Raw genomic sequence first — 12,924 nt, 5'->3', positions numbered from 1 at the left:
TAAAACGGAACAATTGGGTCAAATTCAATGGTTACGCCAAGCTATCGGCGCTTGACTAAGCTATTAAGGAGGTAAGTTTTGAGTGTTGACCCTTCACTTGATTGGAGGACATGGTGCGTGAGTGTGTAGGGGCGGGTTTCACTACTATCGTTTCTTGTCTTGCCCGGATGTGACTAAACCCGCCCTGACTTCCTGTTAAACATCAAAGGGGTGAGTATGTATTTTTATAGGCAAATCCTAGCCCGATGTTTTTACATGTCGAGTCTCAAACTGGTTTTCCCATCACTTAAAAATTAGTTAAGCTTTTAATTAATTAGGTTTAGGCAAAAACTCTCCTTTAATGGATAGTTTAATTACAGGTAAAGTAAAATTGAGCGAAAAAAATAGGCGGGCTGAAAATGATGCCAGGTCTGAGTTCAAACTCACCCACTTATGCAACAATAAAAATGGCAACGTGCCGCTTTTTGCAAAATTCAGTCATGCCAGTCTGTTCATGTCCTCCTCCTTGCCCCAAATCTTATTGGTTGATGATACTGTGGCTAATCTGCAATTAGTCTCAGATTTTTTAATGAAAGCAGGATTTAACGTCCTCGCGGTTAAAAGTGGTGTCCAAGCGCTAAAAACTTTGGCAATAACCTTACCGGATCTAATTTTGTTGGATGTGGTGATGCCAGAAATGGACGGGTTTGAAGTCTGTCGTCGTTTAAAAGCGCAGGAGGAAACTAAAGATATTCCAGTTATTTTGATGACAGCAGTTGTCGATCGCGCCAATCCGAGTTACAAGATTAAGGGGCTAAAGCTGGGTGCTGTAGACTATATCAGCAAGCCAATTCAGCTTGAAGAGGTGTTACTTCGCGTCCAGACTCACCTGAAACTGCGGGCGTTAACCCAGCAACTCACTGAACAAAATGCCTGTTTACAGCAAGAGATTCGCGTGCGTCATCAGACACAACAGATCCTACAAGAAACGGAACGTCGATGGCGATCGCTGTTAGAGAATGTGCAACTGTTGGTTGTCGGCTTAGACTGGAAGGGGGATGTGGAGTATATGAACCCCTTTGGCTTAGGCTTAACTGGCTATACTCAAGACGAAGTTTTAGGCAAAAACTGGTTCAATACATTTATCCCATTCTCCGATCAGCAGCAGCTTAAACAGGCTTTCCATGAACTTTTATACCACAACAGCCACGCCTACTACCAGAACTCCATTCTGACCAAATCCGGTGAAGAACGAGTGATTGCTTGGAATAATACCGTACTCCGAGATATTACTGGCGCGATCGCCGGATTGATGAGTATTGGTGAAGATATTACCCAGCGTCAAGCGGTGGAACGGATGAAAAATGAATTTATCTCCCTAGTGAGTCATGAACTTCGCACCCCACTCACCTCAATGCGCGGTTCTCTGGGTTTGCTTAAGATGGGAGTCTATGATAATCAACCCGACAAAGCCAAACGGATGTTAGATATTGCGGCGGGAGACTGCGATCGCTTAGGGCGCCTGGTGAATGATATTCTCAGTTTAGAACGTTTGGATTCTGGTCAAGTAACCTTAGTCAAGGAAGTCTGCGATGTGGCAGATTTAATCAAACATTCCGTCGAAGCGATAGATGCGATCGCGAAGGCGGCGGCAATTTCTATCCAGGTGACTCCCCTATCGGCTCAAGTCTATGTTGCCCCTGATACAATTATTCAAACCCTGACGAATCTGTTGAGTAATGCGATCAAGTTTTCTGAAAGTAATACCACGATTACCGTGGGTGCCCAACATCAGTCAGATTTTATTTTATTTCAAGTTACCGACCAAGGACGCGGAATTCCCACGGAACACCTTGAACGCATCTTTGGGCGATTTCAGCAAGTCGATGTTTCCGATTCTCGCCAAAAAGGAGGTACCGGTTTAGGATTGGCGATTTGCCGCAGCATTATCCAGCAACATGGGGGGGAAATTTGGGCGGAAAGTACCCTAGGTTCTGGGAGTACCTTTTATTTTACGTTGCCAGTTTATCAAGAATCAGTTCAGTAAGGGTGAGTATCCATAATTGGGAGAGTTCATTCAGATTAATGGAAGTGGATTCTTAGAAGTTTATCTTACAATGACAAAGGTTTTAATCATTTTCACCGACTTAGATGGCACAATTCTAGATTCTGAAACCTATAGTTATCAGAAAGCTGTTCCAGTTATCAATATCCTCAAGGAAAATCAGGTTCCGGTTATTCCGGTTACCAGTAAGACACGTCTAGAAGTCGAAACGCTACGCCAATCCTTACAAATCAATGATCCGTTTATTGTGGAAAATGGTAGCGGTATCTTTGTTCCCCTCGATTATAACCACTTAACCTTACCCAAAAGTAACCAAGGCGCGGGGTATCATCTGCATCGTTTGGGTTGTATCTATAGTGAAGCTAGACAGGGATTAGAGAAAATAGCCACCATTCTCAATCAACCGTTGCGGGGATTTGGGGATATGAGTGAAGCGGAGATTTGTCAGTTGACAGGATTGTCCTCCCAAGAAGCCAAACAAGCCAAGGCGCGGGAGTTTACCGAACCCTTTCTGACTCCTAAGAAGGTAACACCAGAACGCCTTAACGAAATTGTACAAGACTTAGGATACCGGATAGTTGTTGGCGATCGCTTCTGTCATTTGCTCGATGCTGGAGCAGGCAAAGGAAAAGCAGTACAGTGGTTGGTAGACTCCTACCAATCCGCTCAACCCAATGCCAAAATTACTACCCTGGGTTTAGGCAATAGTCCCAATGACTTGGAGATGCTAGAAGCGGTGGATCTTCCCATAATTGTTCCTGGAAATAAAGGGATTCATCCCGGATTATCCGGTAAAGGATGGCAAGTCGCACCCGCACCCGGTTCTCAGGGTTGGGCGGAAGTGGTGAGGGGGGTTGTCTTGAGGAAGATGGGGTTGTAAAACAACACGTCGTAAAATCCGTCACAGGTGTTCGGTTGCACTCACTAGGCGAGGACTAGAAGATTGCTTAAAGTAAGAGATAAGAGATAGGAAAACAAACGACTCTAGCTATTATGAACAATCTGTCCAATCGAGTTCCAGAATTTTTTGATGGCGAAGGCGAAGGCGGTAACTTACTCTGGCAATATGTTCAGTCTCTGCATCCAGAAACCGTTGCTCAACTCTCTAAACCCGATCCGGAAGTGGTTCAGGTGATGGAACGCAACCTAATCGGAATGTTAGGCGCACTCCCTCACGAGCATTTTAATGTCACTGTTACGACCAACCGCGAAAATCTGAGTCGGTTATTAGTTTCTGCGATGATGAGCGGTTACTTTCTCCGCAATGCTCAACAACGCATGGAGTTTGAAAAGTCGCTGCACGAAGTAGCTGAAATGCATGATAATTAATTAGGGCTTGCTGAATAAGCGTTGTGGTGAGGGAAGTCAAACGGCAAAAGGCAAAGGAAAATATAAGATTTCTCTCCCCAGTGAGACGCTTACAGCTTATTTAGTGATTGATGAAGTACAGTATATCTAAGCCAGATCCGCGACTTTTCTAAGAAGACGGGGACTTCTGGTACAAAGGACAAAAGACGAAGAACGAACTTGTCATTTGCTATCAGAAGTGGGATGATCACTCGAAATGAGTTGTAAGCTGCCCTGATGGCTAATCCACTTCCCCCAAAAACTCCCCCTGGAAAATTGAATCTGCCAACCAAAGTCGCTTATGGAGTTGGAGAACTCGGCGGGGAGATTCCGGGTAATATCTTAGTATTTTTCTTATTGTTTTTCCTCACCAATGTCGCGGGGTTAAATCCCACCTTGGCGGGGAGTGTTTTGCTGATTGGCAAGGTTTGGGATGCGATTAATGATCCGATGATCGGGTATTTGAGCGATCGCACTCGTTCCCCTTTAGGGCGGCGTTACCCCTGGATGCTGATTGGGGCGATTCCCTTGGGGATTGGCTTTAGCTTACAGTGGTTTGTACCCCCAACCTCGAATCAATGGCTACTGTTTGCCTATTACGGCGGAATTGGGATTCTATTTTATGCTGCTTATACCTCGGTTGTCCTCACCCATAATGCGTTAGCGGCTGAACTGACTCAAGGCTATGATGAGCGCATTGGTTTAATTAGCTTTAAAGCCGCGTTTAGTATCGGTGCAAGTATTTTTTCCCTGGGTTTAGCCCAGATTATTTTTGCCCAGATTGATGAGCCAGCTCTTGAATATCGGATTCTGGGAACAATTTGTGCAATCGTCGCCACATTAGCGGTTTTCCTTTGTGTTTGGGGAACGCATAAGCGTTATAAGCAAATCGAAGCCCAACGGGAATCCATGACTCAAGTATCTTTTTTACCCATCACCCAACAGTTTCGGATTGCGTTCAGTAACTTCCCTTTTATTTGTGTAATTGGGATTTATTTGTGTTCTTGGTTAAGTCTGCAAACAACGGCGGCGATTCTCCCCTATTTTGTGATTCATTGGATGGGATTACCCGATCATCACTTTACCCAAACCGCACTAACCGTTCAAGGAACCGCCCTAAGCATGACGTTTGTCTGGAGTGCGATCGCCAAACGTGTGGGTAAACGTGCTATCTATGGCATGGGTATCCCGTTCAGCTTATGCGCGTTGCTGGGACTGTGTTTCTTACAACCCAATCAAGTGGGATTAATGTATGTTCTGGCGGTATTTGTGGGGCTGGGTTTGTCTACGGCTTATATTGTACCCTGGTCAATGCTTCCCGATGTTGTTGATTTCGACGAACTCAATACCGGACAACGACGGGAAGGAATTTTCTACGGATTAGTTGTACAATTACACAAAATTGCCGTCGCGATCGCACTTTTCCTCGTGGGTAAAGCCCTAGACATGTCTGGGTTCATCTCCACCACATCCGAACAGTTACCTGTGACTCAACCCGATTCCGCATTATGGGCGATTCGCCTGCTGATTGGTCCGATTCCCGCTATTGTCCTCATCGGCGGTTTAGTTTGGGCGTACTTCTATCCGATTAGTCGTTCCTTCCATGGAGAAATCCTGCTGAAACTCATCGAACGCCGGAATACGGAAACGTAAAGAGATGGGGGAGCTTGTAGAGACTCCTCATGCTACGTCTGGGAGATGGGGAAGATGGGGGAGATGGGGGAGACTACGTATGAAACGCCAAGATTGTTAAATAACTGTGTAGTAATATAAAATAATTAGAATAAAATTTACACAGATGCCTCGTTGATTCCTGGATCAAGCAACGATAGAGATAGAGATGGGTTAAAATCAATGGATATTCACCATAACCAACGGCAGCACAGGCATCGTCGGCGTCGCCAGAGAACCTTGGAGACGGATAACCATCGGCGACGGCGACACAGAGATTGTCGATTTCCCTTACTTTTGACGGGATCTAGACAACCTCTCTCCAAACCTCTATCCTGCTCTGGAGAAGGCTTTTCACAACCCAGTAATGTTGTGAATCAACTCAACCACGAAACCCAAGCCGCGTTGGTTGAAGCCATCGAAGATGAATATAAAGCCCGCGCCTTCTACGAAGCGGTTATCAATAAGTTCGGTACTGTGCGACCATTTAGTAATATTGTTCATGCCGAAGCCAGACACGCTCAACGATTGGAAACCCTGTTCATAAAGTATGGAGTGCCAGTACCAGCAGATACGTTTACCGGAACGATTGAGGCACCCGATAGCCTAAAAACCGCCTGTAAAATCAGCATAGACGGCGAAATAGAGAATCTAAAAATGTACGATCGTTTCTTATCCTTTGTCCAGAAACCTGATATCTCTGCCGCTTTCTCCCAATTGCGTGACGCTTCCGCTAATCGCCATTTACCGGCTTTTGAGCGCTGTTATCGTCGATTGTAACGGGTCATTTGTCATTTGTGATTGGTCATTTGTTATTAACCAATAATTAAGACATATTTAAGGTTTTCCGGGGCAATTTATGACAGCCAGCCAGATTGAACAACTACCTATGCAACCTACCCCTGATGTCGGCACAAATCTAGATGATCAGGAAATCCAGGAATCCTGTAACTGGTTGAGTTTTCACCGAGTTTGGGGAGAACTCAGCGACTCAACCATTCAAACCATGGCGCAAGCATTCCAACCCCTGAAAGTGGAACCGGGAAGCGAAATCTATCGCCAAGGGTTAAAGCCGGCGGGTTTGTATCTACTCAAATGGGGAACCGTGGAGATTTATCGCCATTCTCTAGTGGGGAGAACCCATATTACCTATCGCAATGCGGGGGAAACCTTTGGCTATGTGCCATTAGTGGAAAACCAAGACACAGCCAGCTATCGCGCCAGCGCCATCGCCCTGACTAAAAGTGAAATTTGGTTTCTCGGACAAGCCGAGTTTCGCCGCCTTTGTCGCACCTATCCAGACTTTCAAGGGGCAATTAATACCCTACTGGCGCAAGACTTAGCCAACTTTGCCATGCGAATGGCAAAGGAACAGGCGAGAATTCAGGGGCTACAGCCCTATATTCAGCCCGTACCCAGGGGAGAAGCGATTATAGGTACGAGTAAAGCCACCAAAAAACTGCGATCGCAGATTCAACAAGCCCAGGATGACCTAAAACCTGTAATGTTTCAAGCCCCAGCCGGGAGTGGTAAAACCTTCCTGGCTGGGTTAATTCATGCTGGATCAGCCCTGCAAAACCGTCAGTTTGCCGAAATTGACTGCGCCGAGTTACCTAAAACTGAAGCGGGTGTCGTGAATACTGATGCCTTATTTGGCAAACAGGGAGAACAACTGGGGGTGATTGAACTCCTCGAACGAGGTAGCTTACTGATTGATAATGTCCATCTCTTAAGTTCCCCAGAGCGCGATCGCCTCACTCACTATATCAAAACAGGCAGCCTTACCCCCAATCCCAACCCCGAAAATGGGGAATCCTCACCACCACCCCTTGTCCAATCCTGGGTGCGCCTGATCCTCGCCAGTCCCCAGAAAATTGCCCTATCTGGGGTAGACATCCATGCTATCAAACTATTTAGCCTCCCCCAACGTAAAGGAGACATTCCCGAATTTGCTCGCCATTTCCTCCATAAATTCTGTCGCCAACGGCAGGAAATCATGCAACTGGATCAAGCCAATTTGCGCCGCTTAATCAGTTATGACTATCCCGGAAATATTGCTGAACTCGAAGGAATTCTGCAACGCGCTGTTTTCATGACACCCGCCGGACAATCGGTGATTCCTGAACAAGTTCTCTGGTCCGTAGAATCCCAGAAAAATGCCTTCCGCGTCGATTTACTCAACCAACTACCTTGGTTACGTAAATTTCTCCTAAGTGACTGGTGGCCCCAACGGTTCTGGTTTATCGTCATGGCGATTTTTATCCCAGTGACAGTTATGGGATATATCGGTCCGCAAAGCCGAGATGCCAGCATCACCTTGAATTTTTTCTGGGCATGGTGGTGGCCCCTCTACCTCTTTTTATTTGCCTTTGTGGGTCGTCTTTGGTGTGCTATTTGTCCGTTTATGATTACAGGTGAATGGATTAGAAAAGTCTCCCTGTGGATATTTCCGCGCCAACTCTTACCGTGGCCCACGAAATGGTTAAATAAATGGGGCGCTTGGGTGTTATTTGCCGGATTTGTGGCAATTTATTTGTGGGAGAAACTCTGGGATTTACCCCATAGGCCTTACCTATCCTCTTGGTTATTAGTTGCAATTGCTGCTGGTGCGGTAATTTGCAGTGTCATTTATGAACGCCGTCTCTGGTGTCGCTATCTCTGTCCCATTGGCGGAATGAATGGGATGTTTGCCAAACTTTCTATGGTCGAAGTGCGTTCAGTGCAGCAAGTTTGTGGGAGTCAATGCAGTACGTTTAGCTGTTACAAAGGCAGTGAGGCGACACCGGTTAATTTTAGTAATCCCCTACCGAATGAAGGACAAGCAACAGGGGGTTGTCCTCTCTATTCCCATCCTGCCCAGTTACAGGATAACCGAGATTGTGTGCTGTGTATGACCTGTCTTAAGGCTTGTCCGAACCGTTCTGTGCAGTTTAATTTGCGATTTCCGGCGGCGGATTTATGGGAGAATCATCAAGGGTTTTGGGCAGAAGTGGCGTTGATGTTGCTCTTATTTGGCGGCGTCTTTATGCACTATTCGCACCGGATTCTCGGTTGGTTTGGTTGGGGGAATATTCCGTTAGATTCTGAGCATTTGTTGACGGCGTTAGCTGTGGTGACGTTGTTGCTGCTGATTCCCTTTGTCGCTACCTATTTGACCCATCAAGTGGCGCGTCTATTTGACCGAGACATGCCGGATTATTTAAAGGTCATTTATGCCTATTTACCGATGGTGTTAGCGGCAAATTTAGCCTATTATGTGCCAGCCGGAATTACGGAAGCAGGTCAGATTTTACCTGTCATTGCTCGTACTTTTGGCTATTCGGGGGCGAATTTACCGACGTTAACTTGGAGTATGGATGTGGCGAGTTTTTTACAGGGGGTGACATTGCTGTCGATTTTATTGTTCAGTATCTATCCGTTGTTGAAAATTACCCAACGTCCGTTCTGGAACAATTTGCCTCATTTGGTGCTGATGGCTGGTTTTACAGTGGTTTTCTTTGAATTAATGATGGGGTGAACTTCAGGTTTATTTCCCTAAGACTTTATAGATAAGTGAAATTGTCCTCCCATCTACCATCCATGAAAATTTACTCGAACATTACAGATGTTATTGGTAACACCTCCCTGGTGCAACTTCAACGCCTTCCCCAACGTCACGGCGGCGTCGCCACGATTGTCTTAAAACTGGAGGGGATGAATCCAGCCAAATCGATTAAAGACAGAATCGCGATTAGTATGATTGCGGAGGCGGAGGAGGCGGGATTGATTCAGCCGGGAGTCTCGACGATTATTGAGGCGACATCGGGGAATACGGGTATTGGTTTAGCTATGGTTTGTGCGGCTAAAGGTTATCGCTTAATTTTAACCATGCCAGAAAACATGAGCCGTGAGCGTCAGCAACTGGTGAAAGCTTATGGTGCGGAGGTTATGCTGACACCCGCTAAAGCAGATATGGCTGGCGCGATCGCCCGGGCGAACGAGTTACTGGCGACTCTCCCGAATACGTTTTCCCCGCAACAATTTAGTAATCCGGCTAACCCTAAAATCCATTATCAAACCACGGGTCCAGAGATTTGGCAAGCCACGGATGGACAAGTTGATATTCTTGTGGTAGGGGTTGGCACGGGGGGGACACTCACCGGGGCGGGGCGCTATCTCAAACAACAAAAACCCCAACTGAAAATTGTGGCGATTGAACCAACAAAGAGTGCGGTTTTAAGTGGCAAACCGGCGGGAATCCATAATTTACAAGGAATTGGTGCTGGGTTTGTTCCTGATGTATTGCGGGTGAATTTGATTGACGAAATTATTCAGGTAAGTGAGGAGCAAGCCTATGACATCGGGCGTCAGTTAGCGCGAGATGAAGGCATTATCAGTGGCATTTCTGCGGGGGCGGCGGTGTATGCAGCGTTACAGGTGGGTTGTCGTCCCCAAAATCGCGATCGCCTGATTGTGGTGATTCAACCCAGTGGTGGAGAACGGTATCTGAGTACACCAATGTTTGTCCATGATTTTTAACTTGATTGAATTAAATAATATATGGAACAACTATCACCTGATTAGGGAATTTCAAACTAAGACAGAAATGATATTTAAAGTTTTTGATTAACAAATAAAATTAATTTCTATTTTGAGCTCATCCCAACTATTATTTTATTTTTGTGAAGTTTGATGGTTTACATAACCCAGATGATCAACGAAACTAATAAATAGGTGTTCCCCACCGATTGATCTGTGAATCTACTAGGGTAAAGCCGCCCAACCGGGCTGAAATACCCGACTCGGTTATAAATTTAGATAGTATGACAGGGGAAGAACAATGTTTAATTTAACAGGGGTGCTAGTTCGCGATTGTGTCGAACGTCTACAAGTCGGCTACCGCCAGACTTACGGAAATTCTCAACCCGATTATGCTGAGGTTATCGCTGGAGTGGCGCAAGTGGCTCTAGAACAGATTACCCAGAGTGATGCTCTATACCACAATGTTGAACATACCATTTTGGTGAGCTTAGTCGGACAAGAAATCCTTCGAGGGAAACATATCCTAGAAGGAAACGTTTCCCGTCAAGATTGGCTCACGTCAATCGTGTCTTGGTTATGCCATGACATCGGCTATATTAAGGGCATTTGCCGAAATGACCAACCTGATCAACGATTGTACGTGATTGGTCTTGATGATATGATGATATCCTTGCCCCAGTGGGCAACCGATGCGAGTTTGACGTCCTATCATGTTGACCGAGGAAAGCAGTTTGTGGACGAGTATTTCGGTACTCATCCCTTTATTGATTGTGCCATCGTAAAACGCAATATTGAGTTAACCCGTTTCCCAGTACCCGCTGATAACGCCCATCAAGATACAATTAATTATCCGGGTTTGACTCGTGCGGCTGATTTGATTGGTCAACTTAGTGATCCACGTTACTTACAAAAGATTCCCGCCTTGTTTGGTGAGTTTGAAGAAAGTGGCGCAAATAAGATTTTAGGCTATCACAATCCGGGTGAACTGCGGCAAAACTACCCCAACTTTTTCGGGACAATTGTGTTACAATATATTCAACCTGCTTTGGATTATTTAGAGGTAACCAGAATCGGTCAACAGATTATTGCCAATCTGTATGGTAATGTCTTACAGGTTGAACAGGAAAATAGGGTAAACCAAAAGAAGGTTGCCATGTTTGTTTAAACTATTCGGCATTTAAAGCTTAAGCGATTAGCCCGGAGTTTAAACTCCGGGAGGGTGTTGGGGCTTGCTTCAAACAGAATTGGTATTAGAATTGAGATGACAGCGTTGCTGATAAATTTGCGCCACCTGATCCCCTGGGTTTTGGCGCAAACAGGCTTCAAACAGTTGTAGCGCTTCTGCATAAGCCTGTTGATTATACAGAGACAACCCTAAGGCAAATCGGTCTTGATTTGCCAATTTACCCTCTCGGACTTCCGGTAAGTCAGCATCAAAGATTTCATAGACGGTAACCAGTTCAGATTTGCCTTTGACTTTGACATGATCAATCATGCGGATAGCATAGTCGTAGGGGTTTTGTAATTGTTTGAACGTGTGGTGAGAAATTAATAATGATACGCCATAATTTTTGGTTAAGCCTTCCAAACGAGCCGCTAAATTAACCGCATCACTAATCACGGTGGTATCCATGCGGTTATATCCGCCCACAGTACCTAGCATTAATGTTCCTGTATTAATGCCCATACCTAGTTGAATGGCTCGATAATTACAGTTAGCTCGATGTTGATTATATTCAGTTAACTGATGCAACATGGCAATTCCGGCTTTAACCGCATCATCCGCACCGCCACTAAAGAGTGCCATAATCGCATCCCCAATATATTTATCAATAAATCCTTTATTTTTAATAATAGTGGGTTCCATTCGGGATAGATAGGAATTGATGAATTTAAAATTCTCTTCAGGGGTCATCCCTTCCGAAAGAGCAGTGAAGTCGCGAATATCCGAAAATAACACGGACATTTCTTTCTCAACTTGGTCGCCTAACTTAACATCAATAATAGTCTCTTTATTGAGTAACTGGAGAAATTGACCCGGCACAAAGCGAGAAAAAGCATGATTGAGTTGATTGAGATGACCTGTAAACTTGAGTCGTTCGGCTTCCCCCCGTTTGCGTTCGGTGATATCGTTCAGCACGACAATGGCGTAGCTAACATTTCCCTTATCATCAAAGATGGGGGTTCCTAAAACCTCAATCGGCACTATTTTGTCTGGCTGGTGAATTTCTATCCCTTCATAGATGGAATTTTTACCGTTAAGCGCTTGGATAATTGGCTCAAGATTGGAGGGATATACTTTCTCGGATTTAGGAGAATAAATTGGATAAATTTCGGGGAGCCGATTGGCAGGATTGGTGGGAATTAGACCTTGCCCAAAAAGTTTCTTTGCCGTCTGATTGGCATAGTAGGGTCTACCGTTTTGATCAACGACAAAAACACCGACGGGTATCGCTTCTAAGAATTGCGTTAGCCGACTTTCACTGTCTCGTAATTGATCTTGAACCTGTAGCCGTTGATTGATTTCTTGATAAATATTAGAATAGACAAATATAAGGATGCCTAAGTCAAAAGCCAGTCCAATGGAGAAAATCCAAATCGTACTCTGGACTGTGACTTGAGTATGCTGCGATCGCGCCTGCAATAGCCGCTCTTCCTCAGCCTTCATTTGACTGAAGACTTGGCGGATCTGATCCATGATCAGTTTACCTTGGTTCGTGTTGACAATCGCTAAAGCGGCGTCTAATCCTTGCTCGTTTCTTAAGTTAATGGTTTGCTCAAGTTCGGCAAACTTGGCATTAATTAAGGGGACGACGAGATCTAACTTTTTTTGATGGTAAGGCTTGTCTGCTGTCAAGGCTTTTAGCTGTTTAATATCATCTTCGACTTTATCAATGGCTTTTTTATAGGGTTCCAGATAGCGCTGCTCACCCGTGAGAAGATAACCCCGTTGTCCTGTTTCTGCATCCGTAATTTCAGCTAAAACTTCCTCCAGTTTTGTTAATACTTTTTTGGCATAGAGTTCTTTTCGATTCGTGTCTCTCAGGCGAAATGCGCTATAATAACCACTCAAGCTAACGATAACGATAAGGCTGGAGGTTAGTCCAAATCCGAGGATGATTTTGCGTTGTATCGATAATTTGATCATAAAGAGTAGAGTTTAACTGAAAAAACTCTGATTCCTGTTAAGCTGTAAAATACCTATTCAGGTATGATTTATAGTTGTCCGCAATCTGAAAAAATAAAAATAATGATATTTTTTGACCAACTAAAATTGGCATTAATTATTTTTTTCACAGAAAAATAATGCCGCCGCTGTGCTATTTATTATTTGTCCAGAG

General features: G+C 44.9%; 9 protein-coding genes. 8 read left to right on the top strand and 1 reads right to left on the bottom strand.

What is annotated here, in order from left to right; genetic code table 11:
* Positions 1–493: 493 nt before the first annotated feature.
* The 8 genes from ACLFWI_RS03795 (at position 494) to ACLFWI_RS03760 (ending at position 10,748) form a co-directional block, all read left to right on the top strand.
* On the top strand, positions 494–2,026 hold the full coding sequence (locus tag ACLFWI_RS03795) for a hybrid sensor histidine kinase/response regulator (RefSeq protein ID WP_446411807.1): 1,533 nt from the start codon (positions 494–496) through the stop codon (positions 2,024–2,026).
* A 70-nt stretch (positions 2,027–2,096) separates the two neighbouring features.
* Positions 2,097–2,924 carry an HAD-IIB family hydrolase gene (locus ACLFWI_RS03790; RefSeq protein ID WP_446411806.1) on the top strand — a complete coding sequence of 276 codons (828 nt, stop codon included), beginning with the start codon at positions 2,097–2,099 and terminating at the stop codon, positions 2,922–2,924.
* Between the two features lie 113 nt (positions 2,925–3,037).
* Positions 3,038–3,373: a DUF760 domain-containing protein gene (locus ACLFWI_RS03785; protein WP_446411805.1), complete on the top strand. Its 336-nt coding sequence runs from the start codon at positions 3,038–3,040 to the stop codon at positions 3,371–3,373.
* A gap of 255 nt (positions 3,374–3,628) precedes the next feature.
* Positions 3,629–5,044: an MFS transporter gene (locus ACLFWI_RS03780; RefSeq protein ID WP_446411804.1), complete on the top strand. Its 1,416-nt coding sequence runs from the start codon at positions 3,629–3,631 to the stop codon at positions 5,042–5,044.
* A gap of 201 nt (positions 5,045–5,245) precedes the next feature.
* Positions 5,246–5,842 carry a ferritin-like domain-containing protein gene (locus ACLFWI_RS03775; protein WP_446411803.1) on the top strand — a complete coding sequence of 199 codons (597 nt, stop codon included), beginning with the start codon at positions 5,246–5,248 and terminating at the stop codon, positions 5,840–5,842.
* A gap of 79 nt (positions 5,843–5,921) precedes the next feature.
* The gene (locus tag ACLFWI_RS03770) at positions 5,922–8,579 is read left to right on the top strand and encodes a cyclic nucleotide-binding domain-containing protein (RefSeq protein WP_446411802.1); all 2,658 of its coding nucleotides are present in this window, start codon (positions 5,922–5,924) and stop codon (positions 8,577–8,579) included.
* A 62-nt stretch (positions 8,580–8,641) separates the two neighbouring features.
* Positions 8,642–9,580: a cysteine synthase A gene (cysK, locus tag ACLFWI_RS03765; protein ID WP_446406995.1), complete on the top strand. Its 939-nt coding sequence runs from the start codon at positions 8,642–8,644 to the stop codon at positions 9,578–9,580.
* 301 nt (positions 9,581–9,881) lie between these two features.
* Positions 9,882–10,748 (top strand): Npun_R2479 family HD domain-containing metalloprotein, encoded by an 867-nt coding sequence (locus ACLFWI_RS03760; RefSeq protein WP_446406996.1) that lies wholly within the window; start codon positions 9,882–9,884, stop codon positions 10,746–10,748.
* A gap of 69 nt (positions 10,749–10,817) precedes the next feature.
* Here the strand turns inward: ACLFWI_RS03760 and ACLFWI_RS03755 are convergent, their stop codons facing one another.
* A complete protein-coding gene (locus tag ACLFWI_RS03755; RefSeq protein ID WP_446411801.1) occupies positions 10,818–12,731 on the bottom strand; it encodes a CHASE3 domain-containing protein in 1,914 nt (637 codons plus the stop codon).
* Between the last annotated feature and the right edge of the window lie 193 nt (positions 12,732–12,924).

The sequence above is a fragment of the Coleofasciculus sp. genome (assembly GCF_046539235.1).
Taxonomy (GTDB): Bacteria; Cyanobacteriota; Cyanobacteriia; order Cyanobacteriales; family Coleofasciculaceae; genus Coleofasciculus.
Note: the sequence above shows the minus strand (reverse complement) of the source record. Positions and strands in the feature narration are given on the sequence as shown.